At 68.5% G+C, this 17,696-nt stretch carries 22 protein-coding genes and 1 pseudogene; 15 read left to right on the top strand and 8 right to left on the bottom strand.

The window, feature by feature from the left end:
* Position 1: 1 nt before the first annotated feature.
* The 3 genes from ACGG9C_RS02945 to ACGG9C_RS02935 all read right to left on the bottom strand — a co-directional run bounded on the left by ACGG9C_RS02945 (position 2) and on the right by ACGG9C_RS02935 (position 2,964).
* Entirely contained in the window at positions 2-1,099 is a 1,098-nt protein-coding gene (locus tag ACGG9C_RS02945; RefSeq protein WP_194384917.1) for an ImmA/IrrE family metallo-endopeptidase, read from the bottom strand.
* 220 nt (positions 1,100-1,319) lie between these two features.
* On the bottom strand, positions 1,320-2,171 hold the full coding sequence (locus ACGG9C_RS02940) for a helix-turn-helix domain-containing protein (protein WP_164498149.1): 852 nt from the start codon (positions 2,169-2,171) through the stop codon (positions 1,320-1,322).
* Positions 2,172-2,379: 208 nt separating this feature from the next.
* On the bottom strand, positions 2,380-2,964 hold the full coding sequence (locus tag ACGG9C_RS02935; RefSeq protein ID WP_112266852.1) for a hypothetical protein: 585 nt from the start codon (positions 2,962-2,964) through the stop codon (positions 2,380-2,382).
* A 263-nt stretch (positions 2,965-3,227) separates the two neighbouring features.
* On the opposite strand from ACGG9C_RS02935, the gene ACGG9C_RS02930 reads away from it, so the two are divergent.
* Genes ACGG9C_RS02930 through ACGG9C_RS02910 form a run of 5 tightly spaced genes read left to right on the top strand, consistent with a single transcriptional unit; the run spans position 3,228 to position 4,824 of the window.
* Positions 3,228-3,362: a hypothetical protein gene (locus ACGG9C_RS02930; protein WP_257996725.1), complete on the top strand. Its 135-nt coding sequence runs from the start codon at positions 3,228-3,230 to the stop codon at positions 3,360-3,362.
* Positions 3,355-3,675 (top strand): hypothetical protein, encoded by a 321-nt coding sequence (locus ACGG9C_RS02925; RefSeq protein ID WP_194384916.1) that lies wholly within the window; start codon positions 3,355-3,357, stop codon positions 3,673-3,675. Before ACGG9C_RS02930 ends, ACGG9C_RS02925 begins: the two co-directional genes overlap by 8 nt.
* Positions 3,662-3,937, top strand: coding sequence for a metal-sensitive transcriptional regulator (locus tag ACGG9C_RS02920; protein ID WP_026529653.1), 276 nt, complete (start codon positions 3,662-3,664; stop codon positions 3,935-3,937). Before ACGG9C_RS02925 ends, ACGG9C_RS02920 begins: the two co-directional genes overlap by 14 nt.
* Before the next feature lie 54 nt (positions 3,938-3,991).
* Positions 3,992-4,174: a hypothetical protein gene (locus ACGG9C_RS02915; protein WP_194384915.1), complete on the top strand. Its 183-nt coding sequence runs from the start codon at positions 3,992-3,994 to the stop codon at positions 4,172-4,174.
* Entirely contained in the window at positions 4,171-4,824 is a 654-nt protein-coding gene (locus ACGG9C_RS02910; protein WP_194384914.1) for a bifunctional 2-polyprenyl-6-hydroxyphenol methylase/3-demethylubiquinol 3-O-methyltransferase UbiG, read from the top strand. Before ACGG9C_RS02915 ends, ACGG9C_RS02910 begins: the two co-directional genes overlap by 4 nt.
* A 39-nt stretch (positions 4,825-4,863) precedes the next feature.
* On the opposite strand, the gene ACGG9C_RS02905 is transcribed toward ACGG9C_RS02910, so the two are convergent.
* From ACGG9C_RS02905 to ACGG9C_RS02885, 5 genes are read right to left on the bottom strand one after another with little or no spacing between them, the layout of a single operon-like run.
* Complete coding sequence (locus ACGG9C_RS02905; protein WP_028850584.1) at positions 4,864-5,562, bottom strand: aspartate/glutamate racemase family protein; 699 nt, start codon at positions 5,560-5,562, stop codon at positions 4,864-4,866.
* A gap of 30 nt (positions 5,563-5,592) precedes the next feature.
* Complete coding sequence (locus tag ACGG9C_RS02900) at positions 5,593-5,898, bottom strand: hypothetical protein (RefSeq protein ID WP_112266848.1); 306 nt, start codon at positions 5,896-5,898, stop codon at positions 5,593-5,595.
* A gap of 53 nt (positions 5,899-5,951) precedes the next feature.
* Positions 5,952-6,914 carry a M56 family metallopeptidase gene (locus tag ACGG9C_RS02895; RefSeq protein WP_228480970.1) on the bottom strand — a complete coding sequence of 321 codons (963 nt, stop codon included), beginning with the start codon at positions 6,912-6,914 and terminating at the stop codon, positions 5,952-5,954.
* 17 nt (positions 6,915-6,931) lie between these two features.
* Positions 6,932-7,321 (bottom strand): BlaI/MecI/CopY family transcriptional regulator, encoded by a 390-nt coding sequence (locus tag ACGG9C_RS02890; protein ID WP_036542093.1) that lies wholly within the window; start codon positions 7,319-7,321, stop codon positions 6,932-6,934.
* A complete protein-coding gene (locus tag ACGG9C_RS02885; RefSeq protein ID WP_194384912.1) occupies positions 7,318-7,908 on the bottom strand; it encodes a hypothetical protein in 591 nt (196 codons plus the stop codon). Before ACGG9C_RS02885 ends, ACGG9C_RS02890 begins: the two co-directional genes overlap by 4 nt.
* Positions 7,909-8,000: 92 nt before the next feature.
* Between ACGG9C_RS02885 and ACGG9C_RS02880 the strand changes: the two genes are divergently transcribed.
* The 10 genes and pseudogenes from ACGG9C_RS02880 to ACGG9C_RS02835 all read left to right on the top strand — a co-directional run bounded on the left by ACGG9C_RS02880 (position 8,001) and on the right by ACGG9C_RS02835 (position 17,652).
* Entirely contained in the window at positions 8,001-8,753 is a 753-nt protein-coding gene (locus ACGG9C_RS02880) for a DsbA family protein (RefSeq protein WP_051016935.1), read from the top strand.
* Between the two features lie 6 nt (positions 8,754-8,759).
* Positions 8,760-9,629 carry a cytochrome c biogenesis CcdA family protein gene (locus ACGG9C_RS02875; RefSeq protein WP_102209895.1) on the top strand — a complete coding sequence of 290 codons (870 nt, stop codon included), beginning with the start codon at positions 8,760-8,762 and terminating at the stop codon, positions 9,627-9,629.
* Complete coding sequence (locus ACGG9C_RS02870) at positions 9,626-10,870, top strand: hypothetical protein (protein ID WP_194384911.1); 1,245 nt, start codon at positions 9,626-9,628, stop codon at positions 10,868-10,870. The genes ACGG9C_RS02875 and ACGG9C_RS02870 overlap by 4 nt, the downstream gene beginning before the upstream one ends.
* Positions 10,871-10,941: 71 nt before the next feature.
* Positions 10,942-12,351: a rhodanese-like domain-containing protein gene (locus tag ACGG9C_RS02865; RefSeq protein WP_036542718.1), complete on the top strand. Its 1,410-nt coding sequence runs from the start codon at positions 10,942-10,944 to the stop codon at positions 12,349-12,351.
* A gap of 100 nt (positions 12,352-12,451) precedes the next feature.
* Positions 12,452-12,706 (top strand): annotated as a pseudogene (locus tag ACGG9C_RS02860) (rhodanese-like domain-containing protein); the annotation flags it as partial.
* A 112-nt stretch (positions 12,707-12,818) separates the two neighbouring features.
* The gene (locus ACGG9C_RS02855; protein ID WP_218871006.1) at positions 12,819-13,052 is read left to right on the top strand and encodes a YgaP-like transmembrane domain; all 234 of its coding nucleotides are present in this window, start codon (positions 12,819-12,821) and stop codon (positions 13,050-13,052) included.
* A 121-nt stretch (positions 13,053-13,173) separates the two neighbouring features.
* Positions 13,174-14,067: a sulfite exporter TauE/SafE family protein gene (locus ACGG9C_RS02850; RefSeq protein ID WP_036542721.1), complete on the top strand. Its 894-nt coding sequence runs from the start codon at positions 13,174-13,176 to the stop codon at positions 14,065-14,067.
* Positions 14,068-14,121: 54 nt separating this feature from the next.
* A complete protein-coding gene (locus ACGG9C_RS02845; RefSeq protein ID WP_194384910.1) occupies positions 14,122-14,487 on the top strand; it encodes a co-chaperone YbbN in 366 nt (121 codons plus the stop codon).
* 96 nt (positions 14,488-14,583) lie between these two features.
* Complete coding sequence (lnt, locus tag ACGG9C_RS02840) at positions 14,584-16,212, top strand: apolipoprotein N-acyltransferase (protein ID WP_187326203.1); 1,629 nt, start codon at positions 14,584-14,586, stop codon at positions 16,210-16,212.
* 201 nt (positions 16,213-16,413) lie between these two features.
* Positions 16,414-17,652: an IS256 family transposase gene (locus ACGG9C_RS02835; RefSeq protein ID WP_194385461.1), complete on the top strand. Its 1,239-nt coding sequence runs from the start codon at positions 16,414-16,416 to the stop codon at positions 17,650-17,652.
* Positions 17,653-17,696 lie beyond the last annotated feature (44 nt).

Genomic DNA, 17,696 nt, shown 5'->3' with positions numbered 1-17,696 from the left:
ATCACAGGCCCCGTCCCGCAGTGACCGGCGCGGTGGACGTCTCCCGTTCCGGCAGCGGCTCGACCCGGCGCGGCGCCCGCTGTGGGGTCTCCTGAGACTGCGACGTGTGCTCCGGGTCGTCGACCCGCAGGGACAGCGGGTTGCCGTTGCCGAGCTGGGGCGTGTCGAGCTTGTCGAGAACGTCGAAGGCGGTGCTGCGCACCTGCTCGCCCGTGGCCCGCACGACCGCCACAGGGTCTTTCCCGTCGACGTTGGCCGCCCATCCGGCGACATACGGGATCGTGTAGTCGCTGGTGTCCATCCCGTGCGCGGCGGCGATCATCAGCGCCACCGACTCGGCCCGCACCTCGCTGATCCCGCGGTGCTCGCGGGCCTCCTCCTGCTGGTTCGGGCCATCCAGCCGGACGTGCGCCAGCTCGTGCGCGAGGGTCTTGACCTGCGCGGCCGGCTCCATGTCCGCGCAGACCATCACTTGACGGGTCTCGCAATCGGTGCAGCCGTTCGCGCCACGCTCCATGCGATCGCGCGGCATCCGCAACACCTCGAACCCCAGCAACTCCGCCTGCCCCGCCAGGCCCTCCCACAACCCAGCAGGGGCTTCGCCTTCCAGCAGCCTCGGACGCGGCAGCTCGGGAAGCGGGTCTCCATGCGTCCTCGACACGTCCCACACATAAGCCGGGACGACACTGACGATCCGGCGACGCACCACCTCGCCCGGCCGCGGCTTCTCCCAGGACCCCAACCGCCGCCACGACGCCGGATCGCGCGGGGTCGCCGATGCGAACCGCGCCTTGACCGGACCGCGAATCCGATAGCCGCCGTCCTTCTCCGGCCAGCGGCCCATCTTCCGCCAGTCCTTGAACCCCGCCACCCATGTCGGCGTCGGCGTCGGCACCCGGCCCTGCTCGTAGGCTTCGAGATGCTGCGCCCAGATCAACAGCGTGTTGTTGAACGAGCGGGTCCGGAACCTCGCGGCGAACTCGATCGCACGCCGCCAGTCATCGCCCGACACCAGTTCCTCGACCGAACGCACGATGCGTTCTTCCAGCGCATCGAGCGTCACTTGCCGCGCCGCCTGCTTGTCCTCGTTCGCAGCCATCGCCTGACCTCCCTCCGCCAGGGCCACTCCGAGTGGGAGCAACCGTGCGACCGCGAGGTACGCCGGGCGGATCAGGAAGACAAGACGGACGACGGAACAAGACTGGCGACCGTCAGCTCCGCGACGAACCCGACGAGTCTCTACCGGCCTACCGGATCGGAACTGGCCCTGGGGCCTGCGGCCACCGATCCCGCGGCTATCACCCGGACAGATGCGTCCTTCACCCGGCCACTTGCGTGGACGTCACCCGATGCATCGTCCGGTAGTCGCTGGGAGTAAGGCCGACGCCGCGGCGGAACTGGCGAGCGGCGAAGTCAGGATCGCTCCAGCCCACCTCCTGAGCGATCGCCGCAACAGAGCGGGACGTCGTGCGTAGAAGATGCGCCATCCGCTCGGCTCGCTGCATGGTCAGGTAAGCGATCGGTGACTTCCCGTACGCCTCAACGAAGATGCGGTTGACCTGTGACTTCGACAGATGTACTTCATCTGCCAAGTCCGACACGGACCAACGCCGCGCCGGGTCCGTCCGTAAGAGTTCAGCGACCTTGCGCGCTTCTGTGCGCAATGGCGCAAACCGACGAACACGAGGTAGGGAGGGTATCGCGGTCGCGCGCTGCGTCGGGGATGTACGGATCGGTGAGGTCTTGACAAAGGGAGTCACGACATGAGCGATGCTGAACCACAATGCCTGCATTCGATTGAAGTTCTCCGCGAATCGGCCATCGATACTGAGAGCAACCAGCTCATCGAGACGCGGCATCAGCATACCCGCTCGATCTTCGCCGATATGAAGTACCTGCGCAGGCTCGGCATACATAGTCTCGGCAAAGCACTGCGCGTCGAGGCGGTCCCGTAATATGCCGACGTGTTGCCAGAAAATCTGGTCAATCAAGTAGTCGGTGTCGAGATAGACCGTCGTCACAGTTGCACGACCCTCGGGCTCACCCCCAAGCAGTGTGTTGGCCCCCAGGAGAATCACGTCCCCAAACTTGACCAGCTTCTGCTTGAACTCGCTAAACAGGATAGCGCTTCCATCGCGAACGACGATGACCTGAACGCAGTCGTAGGCCAACGGCCCGACCGGCTGGACGATGATGCGGTTCCGGGCGAGGATGGGTGCGAAACCGCGGAGACTGCAGGACTCGTGTTGGTTCGACGCCGCGACCGATTCGGGCTCATCAACCGCATTCCTGGGATGGGATTCCTGACCACCTCTTTCGCGGGCACCAGACGGACCGCGCTGAGGACTGCGCGACGGGCGGGTCTCGACAATCCCGCGACTAATCGACCGGTTCGAGCCCAACGAACTTCATCCGGTCCTCGCCGTAGAAGCATGTCTGCAAGGCGAATGAACCGTCGAGGCCAAGTAGGTCATCGGTGGTCGCCCAGGTCTTTGGCGTGTGGCGGATATCAACCACTTGATACACCTGATCGCTACCCTCGACCTGCACCCGTTGGCCTATCTCCCAGGGGAGCAGGACGTCGCCTTGACAATTGTTGTGAGCTGCCCATACCGGCGGAACGCCCTCCCGCTCGTAGGAACTCATCTCCGTGAACGTTCCGTCGCAGCCGTCTAGTTCGTGCACGCCACCCGTGGCGCCCAAGTCCACGGTGGGCAGGTCTCCGAACGCGTCCTCCCGCGCGGCATGGATGCTTCCCGTGACCGCCGTCTTCACCGTCCCGTACACATACTCGACCCGCTCCGGCGCGGCGAGAAGGCCTACCAGCAGCGCCCCGCCAGCGAGGACGAGGACCGTCCCCGCCGCCGCGCTGAGGAACCCATGCCAGCGCCGCGGCGGTGGCTTACTCCGTCCGACTGTCTCCCGCATGCTCCGAACCCCGTTCCGCACGTTGACCAACCTCATGTTCGACTATCCATGATAGTTACTATCTAGCATAGTCGTATGGTTCAGCCTGTCTTCGCCGGCCGCCGTGGGGTAGCCGCCTCCCGCCCGGTTCGTGACCTCTGCGGCCCACGCGGTCCGAGAGGAGTGGGCTGCGCGAGGAGCGATCGGCGGGCGCTGCACAACCGTCCGGAGAGTCCGCTTGCCTCTGTCGCGGAGACCTCGTTCGCGACGCTGCGATGACAAAGTTGAGATCGCGATACCCCCGGGGGTATAGTGGAGTCATGGGCGCGACCGAGATCAGGCGAGAGAACCCGACCCGGGTGGTCGAGGAGAGCTCGGTGCCGATCCTGGGCTTTTGGGCCGACCACCCACTCGACGACGTTCCTGACAGTCAGAGGAGTTTCGCCTATGTCTGACCGACAGCTCACCTGCGCCCCGGCATGCCGCGCCGGCGTATGGGGGCGGCTGAGCCGTGGAGTCGTCGCCCTGATCGTCGGCGCGTTCGGTGCATCCATGCTGTCGACGGACCCGGCGATCGCGGTAGCCGCCGGCGTGATGGCCACCGTCATCGCGGTCATGGCGGTCACAGGAACATGCCCGACGAGCTGGCTCACCACTCGTCGGCAGCCTCAGACGCCGCAGCACACACTCGACATCCCCGATGCCCGGCAGCACGTCGACCTGACGAGCGCCCCCGTCCCGAACAGGAGTTCTCATGTCCACGAGTGACCCCGACGCCCAGCGCCGCATCCTCAACCGGCTCCGCCGCGCCCGCGGCCAGCTCAACGCCGTCATTGACGCGGTCGAAGGCGGCGGGTCGTGCCGGGAGGTGGTGACCCAGCTCGCGGCGGTCTCCTCGGCTCTTGACCGTGCCGGGTTCGCGATCATCTCCACCGCGATGAAGGACTGCATCGCCGACCCCGACGGCACCAACCGTGCCGACGACATCACCACCGAGGAGCTGGAGAAGCTGTTCCTCACGCTCGCCTGAACGAGCGATCCTCACGACCAACCGACAGACAGCCCTCGAAGGAAGAAGCAATCCATGTGCCGAGCTGTGACCTGTAAGACCTGCGGCAAGACCACCTGGGCCGGCTGCGGCCAGCACATCGCCGAGGTCAAGCGCACCGTGCCGGCGGGCCAGTGGTGCCCCGGACACGACAAGGAGAAGGAGAAGGAGAAGGCAGCCGCGACGAGCGGGTTCTTCGCCCGCCTGTTCGGACGATGACAGGCGCCACGCGCCACGACTCGCCCTCTCAGAATCCTCAGGAGTTCTGGGAGGGCCGCTACCGGGACGCCGAGCGCGTGTGGTCGGGCCGCCCGAACCCTAGCCTGGTCAACGCTGTGCAGCACTTGGCTCCGGGGAAAGCGCTGGATCTGGGGTGCGGGGAGGGCGCCGATGCGATCTGGCTCGCCACCCAGGGCTGGCTCGTCACCGGCGTGGACATCTCCGCCACCGCTATCGCCCGCGCACGCCGCGAGGCTCAGCGTCAACAGGCCAGCGCGGCCACCCGGTTCGTCACTGCCGACCTGGCACGGTGGGAGCCGGACGACGGCCCCTACGATCTGATGACCGCCAGCTTCCTGCACTCGCCTGTCCCGCTCCCGCGCATCGCGATCCTGCAACGCGCAGCCACCACGGTGCGCGCCGGCGGTCACCTCGTGGTCCTCTCCCACGCCGCACTCCCACCCTGGGTCGACGCCGCGGATCATCCCGCGCACAGCTTTCCCAGCCCGGCACGACAGTTCGTGGAGCTGAACCTCAACGAGCACGACTGGCTCGTCCTGAGCATCCAGACGCACACCCGACACGCCACCGCCCCTTCCGGCGAGGCCGCCGAGCTGACCGACGGGGTACTTCTCCTCCAGCGCCGGTGACCGGCTCGTCCCGGCGCGGCGGACCCGCTGTGGGGCGGCTTAGCCGCGGGACATCGCGGTCTGGACGATGGCTTCGACGTGCAGCGTGGTCGAGTCAAGCAGCGGCAGTCCCGGCACGTCGTCGGGGCCGACCAAGAGGATGATCTCGGTGCATCCGAGCACGATCGCCTCGGCCCCGGCCGCGTGGAGGTCTGTCATGACCCGGATGTAGGTCTCCCGAGACTCAGGCCGGAACACGTGTCTGGTCAGCTCGTCGAAGATGATCTGATCGACCGTGGTCCGGTCGACGGGCTCCGGGGGCAGCACAGTGAAGCCCGCTCGCTCGAGTCTTCTCCGGTAGAAGTCCTGTTCCATCGTCGGCGCGGTGCCGAGCAGTCCCAGCCGGGTCACCCCGATGTCGGTCGCTGTGGTCGCGACCACATCGGCGATGTGCAGGAATGGGACGGTGATCGCCGCCTCGATGACGGGCGCGACTCGGTGCATCGTGTTGCTCCCGCAGGCGATGAAGTCCGCTCCCGCCCGCTGTAGGCCCCGGGCTTTGCCTGCCAGATACTGTCCGGCCTCATCCCAGGCTTCGGCGCGCACGCATCGTTCGATGACGCCGAAGTTCACGCTGGACAGCACCAGCTCGGCTCGCTCGTGCCCGCCACGCAGCTCGTTCACGCGGTCGTTGATCCGGCGGTAGTAGTCCACCGTCGCGACGCTGCTCATCCCGTGCAGCAACCCGATGGTCCTCATCGGCGCTCCATCTGCCACCTTCTGGTCCGGTCAGATGCGGATGTAGGCGGCGTCGGCCAGTTGCGCATGGACGATCGCGGTGACCGCGGAGGGGACCGTGCCGACCTCGGGTCGCAACTCGCCGGGGTCGATGCCGCGCCGTCCGAGCCCGACGCTGCACGCGGCCACCTCGGTGTGCTCGGGCACCTGGACGGCATCGGTGCCGGTCAGGCCGGCCAGTGCCGGGCCGTTGACGATCACCCGCACCCGCACTCCCAGGCCGGCGGCGTGGAGTCCGGCGGCGGCGTCCAGCGCCCGTTGCACGTCGGCGGGGTCGTCGGCCACGTGCAGGATCACCTCACGAGTGTTCTCATTCATTGTTTGGTGTTCTCTCTTGGTTTCCGGCAGGGTCAGATGGTGCAGCCGGTGAGGGCGGCCGAGACGTAGGGCAGATGGACGAGGGCAGCAAGGGCGGCCATGCCGACCAGGTATGCGGCGATCGCGACGGCGGGCAGGGCGCCTGCCAGCCCGGCGCTGGGGTGGACGAGGTGGCGGATGCGTTCGGGACCAGCGGCGTGCAAGGCGACAGGGCAGGAGTGCTGCGGCATGGCGGGGTGGGTGCGTTCGCCGAGCTTGACCAGGGCGCTGACCAGCGCCCTGGTTCCTGCGTGACGGCGGGCCTGGTCGTCCGCGGCGATCTCCAGGTAGTGCGGCAGCGCGTCGGCGACAGCGCGGATCAGCGGCACCCACCGTAGGTAGGCGGCGATGCTGTCCACTAGCGCGGTGATGAGGTGGTGGCGTTGGTGCAGGTGGGCGTGCTCGTGGGCCAGCACGGCGGCCAGCTCGCCCGGCCCCAGCGCGCGCACCGCGCCGGTGGAGAGCACGATCCCGCCGTGACGGTCGGGGAAGGTAAGCGCGAACGGGTGCTCGGCGTCGACCAGTGCCACCTCGTGCCCGTGAAGGAGCTGCCGCCGCGCGCCGTGCAGCAGCGTGCGGGCGGCGTCCCGGGAGCGAGAGCTGCGCCGAACCATCTGGCGGGCAAGACCTGCTCCCAGAGCAAGGGCCAGCGCCACCGGCAGGGCGAGCAGCAGCACCGCGGGGATCAGGGTTTCGGTGGTGTCGGCGGAGAACGGGTTCGCGGCGGTCAGGCACCGTTGGCAGATCTCGGCCGCGCGTTCGGGCAGCAGCGCGGGGCCGGCTCCGGCCCAGGCCAGCACCGGGCCGATCGCCAGCAGCGTGACCAGCCAGACCCCGATGCCGCCGGCGACGACCACGATCGCCAAGCGCGGGACGCGCACCAGGGCGGGGGCAGCGTGCCGCAGCAACCACGGCCCGAACACCGCCAATGCCACCAGTCCGGTGCACAGAGCCATCGTGAGGATGCCCGCGGTCATGGCATGTCTCCCCGGTCGCGGCGTTCCAGGTAGTCGCGCAGCAGGTCCAGGTCGTTCTCGGGCATCGAGTCCACGAACTGCAGGATCGAGGCGGCCCGGTCGCGGCTAGCCTCCAGCACCTGCTCCATCAGCCCCGCGGCGTGCTCGTGCCTGGTGATCTTGGCGCCGTACCGGGTGGACCGGTTCTGCCTCGTGATGGTCACCAGGCGCTTGCGATCCAGGTTGGTGAGCACGGTCGCGATGGTGGTGTAGGCGGGGTCGGAGGGCAGGTGCTCGATCACTTCGCGCACGGTAGCCGGGCCGTGGTCCCACAGCACGTCCATCACCTGCGCTTCCAACGCCCCCAGGCGCAGCAGGTCGCCGGAGCGCCCATCGGCGGCCTTCATCGCACAGCCGCCACCGGCTCGGGGCGGACCGGGCAAGCGACCTGCCCGCGTAGTCGCCACACCAGTGCGACGCCGGTCAGGATCAGCGCGCCGAGCGCGAGGAACGGCTGCACGGGGGTGAACCAGGTGATCGCTCCCGAGTACCCCAGCGCCAGCAGCGCCAGCTTGTTGCACACCGGGCACCCCACCGCGAACCACGCCAGGATGCCGCCGGCCATTCCCATCCGGCTGCTGCGCCGAGCCTGCGCCTCATCGGCCGCGTCGGTGGCGGCGCCGTCCCCGCTGACCGCATTCGCCTGCTGCTCGTCCGCGGCGGCGCGGTACGGGCGGATATACGTAGCGACCAGCATGCCCGACAGCACCGAGGTGACCAGCCACACCGGATAGTTCCACCACACCGGCGGGATGTCTCGACCGAACAGCGGGTTGGGGATCAGCACCGTCGCCACCCCGATCACCACCGCGACAACCGCCGAGGCAGCGATCGCGGCCAGCACCTGCCTGCCCGTCCACCCTCGAAGCGCCTGGACCGCCAACCGGAAGCTTTCGCCGATGCCCTGGCGGGATCGAGTCGTGGGAGAGGTCATGGAACCCATTCTGACACGACTCGACTACCACGCATAGTCGACTATCTGAGATAGTAGAGGTCGGTGCCCGCGACAGTGACAGGAGAATCCCTATGCCCACCGAGACCACGAACCGCCCGAAACCGTCGAACCGTTCGAGGTCGTCACAAATCGTGCCGGTCGCCGTGTTGACCCTGGCTGCTGTCCTGATCGCCGTGATCGTGGCGGTGAACTGGAGTGGCACGACGGCCGAGGAGGGGGGCTCGCCGTCGGATAGCGGCGCGCCGACGGAGGTGCAGAACCCCGAGCAACCGGACCTGTCTGCGGCCGAGACCAGGGACGAGGCGGACCTGCTCGCGGCCGGGCCCGTGGATGCGCCGGTGGTGCTGGTGGTGTTCTCGGACTATCAGTGCCCGTTCTGCGCGCGGTGGAGCGAGCAGACACTGCCGTCGATGATGGAGCACGTCGACGCCGGGGATCTGCGGATCGAGTGGCGCGACATCAACGTGTTCGGTCCCGCGTCCGAGCGCGCAGCGCGGGCCTCGTACGCCGCCGCCCTCCAGGGGGCGCTCTGGGAGTACCACGACGCCCTGTTCGAGGACGGGGAGCGCAGGTCCGAGAGCGAGCTGAGCGAGGAAGCCCTCGTCGCCTTGGCGGGCGAACTCGGTTTGGACACCGAGCAGTTCGCCGCGGACCTGGGCTCGGAGGAGACGGCGCAGGTGATCGCCGCCAACCAGCAGTTCGGGTTCGACCTCGGCGCCACCTCCACCCCGATCTTCATCCTGGGCGGACAGCCGATCGTCGGGGCGCAGCCCACCGAGGTGTTCCAGGAAGCGTTCCAGAGCGCGCTCGACGCGGCGGAGTGAGGCGGCGTGGACATCGGACTGCTCGCCGCGTTCGCCGGCGGCACGCTCGCGCTGCTGAGCCCGTGCGCGGCGCTGCTGATGCCGGCGTTCTTCGCCTCCACGATCGGCAGCGGGCCCCGGCTGCTGCTGCACGGAGCCGTGTTCTACGTCGGCCTGCTGACCGTCCTGGTCCCCGTGGGGGTCGGAGCCGGCGCCCTGGGGACGCTGTTCGTGACTCACCGGCAGGCGATCGTGCTCGTCGCCTCGCTGGTCCTGGTCGTCCTCGGCGCGGCGCAGGCGCTCGGGTTCGGGTTCGACCCTGCCCGGCTGCTACCGGCCGGGGCAGACCTGCACGCGCAAGCGGCGTCCAAGACCGGACTCGTCAAGACGGTGCTGCTGGGCGCTGCCAGCGGCATCGCGGGATTCTGCGCCGGCCCGATCCTGGGCGCCGTGCTCACCCTGGCCGCCGCCCGCGGCGACACCCTCGCCGCCGGCGTCATGCTCGCCGTGTACGGCGCGGGCATGGTGCTGCCGCTGCTGCTGATCGCCGCGCTCTGGCAGCGCCTGGGCGCCCGTGGACGCCGGTTCCTGCGCGGGCGATCGTTCACCGTGCTGGGCCGGGAGCTGCACACCACCTCGGTGGTCACCGGGCTGCTGATCGTGGGCGTCGGGGTGCTGTTCTGGACCACCAACGGCCTGGTCGGGGCTCCCGAACTGGTTCCGCTCGACGCCCAGGCCTGGCTCCAGGAGAACACCGCGATCCTGGCGAACCCGATCCTGGACATCCTCGCCGTCGTCCTCATCGCCGGGATCGTGCTCGTGCTCTGGGCCAGACGCCGCCGTACCCACGCTCGCGCTGACGCCCAGGCGGGCGAGCACCGCGCGGAACAGTCATGACGCCGCGCCGGGGACGCTCCAGCCTTGCCCTCGCCGCCGTGGCCGCGCTGCTGGTGACCGGCTGCGGGGCATCCGAGCCCGAGCCCGTAAGAGACCCCTACCCGGTCGATGGGTCGCTACCCGTGGTGGACACCTCGGGCTTGCAGCTGCCGACGCCGTTCGAGGAGCTGGAGGTCGTGGACCCCGGGTGGGACATCACTCCTCAGTACGCGGACGGGGTGTACCTGGCCGCCGGTGAACGCGACGGTGTGCTGGAGTTCACCGCCGTGGACGTCTACGGGGACGTGCTGTGGGCCGCGCAACGTCCAGCGAGCTGCACCGGGTTCGTCGTGACCACCGACGCGCACGGCCGAGCCCTCGCGATCCTGGGCGACCTCCAGATCACGGCCGATGCCCTGGCCGCGACGACTGCCACCGCCTACGACCTGACGACCGGGGAACAGGTCTGGGGTCCGGTCGAGGTGCCCGGCCCCTACCAAGGCCCCGGCCTGGTCTTCGCCGCACCTCCCGATGGCTTCATGGGCGAGACCGGCCCACGCGTCGCGCTCGATCCCACCACCGGAGACGTCGCGGCCGACGAGTCGAGCCCTGAAGGTATCCGCATCATCGGCGAGTACCACGGCATCGTGCTGCTCACCCACGAGGACGCTCTGATCGCGCGCGACACGGCCGACGATCACGAGCTCTGGCGCATCCCCCTCGCCGAGCACGGCTGGACAGCGGCGTCCATCAGCGCGTCCCTGCGCCCTGAACCGGGAGACGGGCTCGCGCTCATCGCCACCTCCGAGACCACCGGCGCGCTCCTCAACCTGGATCAGGGCAGCATCGTGAGCAGCACCGCCCGCGACGCCGCCGTAGACCCCACCACGGGGACCCTCGTCACCCTGGACGACACCGGCCTGCACGGCTACGACGCCGACGACCGACCGCTGTGGTCCCTGCCTGTTGCCGCCGAGACCACCATCGCCGCGATCGGCGGCGTCTTCCTCTACCTGCGAGAGGACGGGGCGATCCGGGTCCACAACGTCCTCACCGGCGATGTCGCCCAAGCCTACGAACCCGACGGCCAAGGACCGATCATCGTGCCCACCCACATCACCATCAACGGCGCTGCACTCTTCCTCCAGGAACGACGGCACCTGGTGGCGACGATCGCTGAGTCCCCTCTGAACGAGTCCTTCCCGACGTCCAGCCACGCGGGCATGTCGATCGTGGGCGCTCGGGTCGCAGACTCGACTTGAAATACCCCAGGGGGTATGAGACGGTAAAAATACCCCCCAGGGTATCGATGACATCGACGGAAGGATGAACAGTGCTCCTCGAACGCATCTACGACGAGGACCTGGCGCAGGCCGGGTACTTCATCGGCTGCCAGGCCAAGGGCGAGGCGGTGGTGATCGACGCGCGCCGCGACATCGCGGACTACCTGGCGCTCGCGGCCAAGCACGGCATGCGGATCGTCGCAGTGACCGAGACCCACATCCACGCTGACTACCTGTCCGGGACCCGCGAGCTGGCTGCGGCGGTCGGCGCCGAGGTCTACGTCTCCGGCGAGGGCGGCGCGGACTGGCAGTACGGGTTCGACGCCCGGCGTCTGTACGACCGCGACACGATCACGATCGGCAACATCACGATCCAGGCCCGGCACACGCCTGGTCACACTCCTGAGCACCTGGTGTTCCTGGTCACCGACGGCGCCTTCGCCAGCGAGCCCGGCTACCTCATCTCCGGCGACTTCGTGTTCGCCGGGGACCTGGGCCGCCCCGACCTGCTGGACGAGGCCGCGGGCGGGGTCGACACCCGCTTCGAGGGCGCGCGGCAACTGTTCACCAGCTTGCGTGAGGTGTTCCTGACCTTGCCGGATCACGTCCAGGTCCACCCGGGGCACGGCTCCGGCAGTGCGTGCGGCAAGGCGCTCGGCGCGCTGCCCTCGACCACGGTCGGCTACGAACGCGCGAACGCCTGGTGGTCGCGCCACCTGGCTGCCGACGACGAGCAGGGGTTCATCGAGGAGCTGCTCGACGGGCAGCCCGACGCGCACGCCTACTTCGCGAGGATGAAGAAGCAGAACCGCGAGGGTCCCGCCGTGCTGGGCGAGCGCGGCCCGGTGCCCGAGCTGGCCGTAGCGGAGGTGGCGCGGCGGCTGGAGGCCGACGAGATCACCTTCGTCGACACCCGCCCGCCGGCGCAGGCCCATCAGGGCACCGTTGCCGGCTCGCTCAACATCCCCGACGGCTCCAAGACCGCCACCTATGCCGCCTGGGCCTACGATCCCGAGGCCGACTCGCGTCCGCTGGTGCTGCTGGCCGAGGACCAGACCGCCGCCCAGGCGATCGCGGATCGGCTGCTGCGGGTCGGCATCGACCAGACCGCCGGCTACGTCACCACCATCGACGGGCTTCCCCGGTTCGTCCCGCCCCTCATCGAGCCGGCAGAGCTGGCAGGTTTCGATGCCGCGCTGCTGCTGGACGTGCGCCAGCGCGGCGAGTACGCCGCCGGGCACATCCCCGGCGCCACACAGCTCAGCGCCGCACGCGTCCTCTGGCACCAAGACGAGCTGCCGCGCTCCGGCACGATCGTGACCTATTGCCAGTCCGGGATGCGGAACACCGTCGCCGCGAGTGCCCTACGACGCGCCGGGCACGCCGTCGTCGAGCTCGACGGCAGCTATAACGCCTGGCGCGCATGGCAGGAGACCACCAGCGAGACCGCGCTGGCCTGACGCACAGCAGAACGATCGCATCCTCCGACGGGCGGTCGGCCCCAGCCCCTTCCATTCGCATCTCCGCTGCCCGCGGCCAGACCTGACGAGGAACCACCCCATGACCGATCCCTCCGCCGAGCTCCGAACGCTCACCGCCGAGGAGCTCGCCCAGTGGCGTCAGCTCCACGACGACCTCACGATCATCGACGTGCGGTCCCCGGCCGAGTTCGAGACCCTCCACATTCACGGCTCGTACAACGTCCCGCTGCCGCTGCTGACCGAACACGCCTCGGATCTGGCAGAGCGGCTCGGGCACCGCGCGGTACTCGTGTGCCAGTCCGGCAACCGCGCCACCCAGGCCCAGCAGCATCTCGCTGCCGCCGGCGTGCGGACGGCCAACGTGCTCACCGGCGGCGTGCCCGCCTTCGAGGCCGCTGGCGGCCAGGTGGTCCGCAGCGCAGCTCGCTGGGACATCGAGCGCCGGGGTGCGGTTCACGGCCGGGCTGATCGTCCTGGTGAGCCTGCTCGTGGCCGAGTTCCTCTGGCCAGAGTCCCGGTTCATCGCGTTCGCGCTCAGCGCCGGGCTCGTCGTCGCGGCGCTCACCGGCTCCTGCCTGATGGGCCGCATCCTCTCCCGCATGCCCTGGAACAAGGTCACGGCCAGCCCCACCGCACGGAGCGCGATCGCATCCATCCCGGTCGCGACCCAGGAACTGTGATGCCCTGGCGTGCTCCGACGTTCCGACGGCGTTCAACTGCAACGACCCCGCATCTAGGACCGGCATCGGCACGGTCGGCGTCACGACCCGCAGCACCAACCGCGATGCCCGGTGAGCACGAGTGAGCGGCACCCTGATCCTCACCCTCGTGCTCGCCGTGGGTGTCGGGCTCGCGCTAGGGACGCTCGGCGGTGGCGGGTCGATCCTGACCGTCCCGCTGCTCACCTACATCGCGGGCATGCCCCCGAAAGAGGCCATCGCGGCCTCGCTGCTGATCGTCGGCGTGACCTCGTTGTCCAGCCTCGTCGTGCACGCCCGGCACCGTCGAGTCCGATGGCGCACCGGGCTCATCTTCGGAGCCGCTGGCATGGTGGGCGCCTTCGCCGGAGGACTCATCGGAGGCCAGCTCCCCGGTGCCGTGCTGATGGTGGCCTTCGCGATCATGATGATCGCCACCGCGATCGCGATGGTCACCAGAAAGCCCAGGCGCGACACCGACCAACCCACGGCCGATGCCGGGACCGAGCGCGCCCACTCGCTGCCGATGCTGCGGACCATGCTCGAAGGCATCGTCGTCGGCCTCATCACCGGGATCGTCGGCGCCGGCGGCGGCTTCCTCGTCGTCCCCGCCCTCGTGCTGCTGGGCGGCCTCAGCATGCCGGTGGCCGTGGGCACCTCACTGCTGGTGATCGCGATGAAGTCCTTCGCCGGACTCGCCGGCTACCTGACCACGGTGACCCTCGACTGGCCCCTGGTGGCCGCGGTCACTGCGATGGCCGTGCTCGGAGCGCTCCTCGGTGCGCGCCTGTCAGGACGCATACCAGCCGACGCCCTCCAGAAGGTCTTCGGCGTCTTCGTCCTGCTCACCGGAACGCTCGTGCTCGTGATCGAGCTGCCGCCGGCCTGGGCGATCGCCGCCGGAGGCCTCGGACTCATCACGGTGGTCCTCGTCCTCGTCTGCCGGCTGACCGCTCTCAACTGTCCCTTCGGCCTAGCCCGGCCGACCCCGGGCTGAACCACTTCACCTCACAACACACCGTCGCCGACCAGACTCCGGAGCCCCACCCTCATGACAACCATCGACCTCACCGAAGACGCATTCTCAGCCGCCATCACCGACCATCCCATCGTGCTGGTCGACTTCTGGGCCGCCTGGTGCGGACCATGCCGCAGCTTCGCCCCCGTCTTCGAGGCCGCGTCCACCGAGCATCCCGACATCCTGTTCGCCAAGGTCGACACCGAGGCCCAGGCATCCCTGGCCGCCGCCGCACAGATCACCTCCATCCCCCCGCTGATGGGCTTCAAAGACGGCGTCCTGGTCTACTCCCAGCCCGGAGCGCTCCCGGCCAAAGCGCTCCACGACCTGATCGGCAAAATCCGCGACCTCGACATGGACCACGTGCGCGCGCAAATGCAGGCGTCCGACCCTCGCTAGAACAGGGAGCGCATCATTTCCGGGCTCAGAGTCGAGACATCGGCCGACACGCGGACGCGGGCGTCCGAGACTGCGCCCTTGCCGCTATGGGCCGCGATGCCAGTCGCCGGCGTGGCCGGGCTCGCGATGGATGCGGCGTTCCCCGCACTCGGGTGGTGGCCGCTGGCGTTCGTCTCGGTGACGTTGTCCCTCGTCACTCTCATCGGGCGACGGTCCTGGGGGGCGCTGCTGGTCGGGACAGTCTTCGGCGCAGCGTTCTGGTTTCCTCACGTGTCATGGTCGGCGCAGTTTCTCGGGGAGCATCCGCTGAGCTGGGTCCCGTGGGTGGCCCTGGCTGGCGCGCTGACGATCTACACGGCTGTGCTGACGGTGCCGATCGCCCTCGCCTACCGATGGCTGCCGCGCCGGCGCAACGCCTTCGCGATGCGGCTGCTGGCGCTGCCGCTGCTGGTAGCGGGAGCCTGGACGATCCGCGAACTCATCATGGGCTCCTGGCCCTACGGCGGATTCCCGTGGGGACGGGTGGCGATGAGCCAATCGGAAAGCCCGATCGCTCCGGTCGCGTCATGGGTCGGCGTCTCCGGCCTGGGCTTCCTGATGGTCGCCGTGTGCGCCGCCGCGATCGAAGCAGTCCGTTGGATCGTGCGCGCGCAACCGGCACGCGGTAACGCCACCGAGCACCCGAGAACACCTCTCGCCTCGTGGGCGGCGTCGATCCCCGTGCTCGGTCTCGCAGCGGTGATGGTCCTGGTGCCGCAGTTCCCGACCAGTCACGCGGGCACCATCCGGGTGGGCGCTGTGCAGGGCAACGGCCCCGCCGCGTACGTCGATGAGCACGAACCGGGCGCGGTCCTGGAATCTCAGCTCGCCGCTTCCGCCCCTCTCGAAGACGAACAGGTCGACATCGTGCTCTGGCCCGAGGGCGGCGTCGACAGTGATCCCCTCGCCGACGAGGCCACCGCTCACGCGCTCGACGATGCAGCCGCCCGATACGACGCCCCGATCCTGCTCAACGCCGCCGCGGCAGACGGCCACCTCGTCTACAACACTTCCTTCCTCTGGACCTCGAACGGGCCGACGGCCGCGCACGCCAAACGCCATCCCGTCCCCTTCGGCGAGTACGTGCCCGACCGGTGGTTCTACGGCGCGCTCGTGCCCAGCCTGGTAGACCTCCTAGAACGCGAGTACGCCGCCGGCGTCGACACACCCGCCATCGAGGTCGACGGCGTAGAGGTGGGACTGGCGATCTGCTTCGACGTGGCCTTCGATGACGTCATTCACGAAGGCGCGCACAGCGGTGCCCAGGTGCTCATGTTCCAGACGAACAACGCCGACTTTCGCGACACCGATGAACACCTGCAACAGCTTGCGTTCGCGCGCATGCGCGCCATCGAGACCGGCCGCAGCGTCGTCAACCTCTCCACCACCGGCACCAGCCAGGTACTCGCCCCGAACGGCGCCACGCTGGCCGCACTAGCCGCGGACGAACCCGGACTCATGATCGCCGACCTTGAGCTCCGGGACGGGCTCACCGCCGCCGTCATGTTGGCGCAGTCGATCAACACGCTGATCGTCTCAGGCACTCTCGCCGGCTTTCTCGTCCTCGCCTTCCTCCTCCTGCGAGACCGTGCATCCTCGCGACACCATCGGGTGCTGGACTCCAGCCAACGAAGCAGCATCGGCCTGCACGAGTGCGCCGACGCGCATCGCCGAGAGCGCTTGTAGCGGAAGAACGCCGTTGCCGAGCGCAGCGATCTGCTGATTAGCCGTGAGTTGATGGATCGGATCAGTGATCCAACCACTGGGGAGACCCATCAACCACTCCACGAACTCGGGCGACGGCCGCGGTCCACTAGGGACTGTCTGATTAACGGTGGATCTGGTCTGGCCTGACCGAAAGGAAGGGCGATGACCGATGTCATCGAGATGATCGATCCTGTGACGGGAGAGATCATCGATGAGCAGCAGCTCGCGGAGCAGCTGCTGAAGCAGGCGAAGGAACAGGGTGTCGACCTCGTCGGCCCCCACGGGGTGCTGAACGGGCTCACCAAGCGGGTGCTGGAGACAGCGCTCGAGGCGGAGATGACCGAGCATCTTGGCTACGAGAAGCACGGCAACACGATCGCCGAGAACGCTCGCAACGGGATCCGATCGAAGACGGTGCTGACGGAGGTCGGTCCCGTCGAGATCGACGTTCCCAGAGACCGTGAGGGGTCGTTCGAGCCGAAGATCGTCAAGAAGCGGCAGCGGCGCCTGACCGGCGTGGATGAGATCGTGCTGTCGTTGACCGCGCGCGGGCTGACGACCGGCGAGGTGGCGGCGCACTTCGACGATGTCTACGGGGCGTCGGTGTCGAAGGACACGATCTCGAGGATCACCGACAAGGTCATCGAGGAGATGACCGAATGGCAGAACCGTCCGCTGGATCGCGTCTATCCTGTGGTGTTCATTGATGCTCTGGTGGTGAAGGTCCGAGACGGCCAGGTGCGGAACAAGCCGTTCTATATCGCCGTGGGCGTTACCGTGAACGGGGAGCGCGACATCCTCGGGATCTGGGCCGGCGATGGCGGCGAGGGGGCGAAGTTCTGGCTCGGCGTGTTGACGGAGATCAAGAACCGTGGCGCCGAGGATGTCTGCATCGTCGTCTGTGACGGGCTGAAGGGTCTGCCGGAATCGATCAACACCGCCTGGCCGCTCGCGACGGTGCAGACCTGCATCATCCATCTGATCCGCAACACGTTCCGGTTCGCGTCTCGCCATTACTGGGAAGAGATGGGCAAGGACCTGCGCCCTGTCTACACGGCGCCGACCGAAGCGGCCGCTCGTGAGCGATTCGTGGAGTTCGACGCGAAATGGGGTCAGCAGTATCCGGCGATCAGCAAGCTCTGGCAGAACGCCTGGAGTGAGTTCGTGCCGTTCCTGGACTGGGACGTGGAAATCCGACGGATCATCTGCAGCACGAACGCGATCGAGTCACTCAACGCCCGGTACCGCAGAGCAGTCCGGGCACGCGGGCATTTCCCGAACGACGCCGCCGCGCTGAAATGTCTCTACCTCGTGACCCGCTCGCTTGACCCGACCGGGCGCGGCAGGGCACGCTGGGCGACGAGGTGGAAGCCGGCGCTGAACGCGTTCGCGATCGCATTCGAAGGCCGAATCAACTAATGAACGCCAAACCAGATCCACCGTTTATCGGACACACCCGTCCA

Source organism: Microbacterium sp. MTN4-26 (genome assembly GCF_042846595.1).
GTDB classification, from domain to species: domain Bacteria; phylum Actinomycetota; class Actinomycetes; order Actinomycetales; family Microbacteriaceae; genus Microbacterium; species Microbacterium luteum.
Note: the sequence above shows the minus strand (reverse complement) of the source record. Positions and strands in the feature narration are given on the sequence as shown.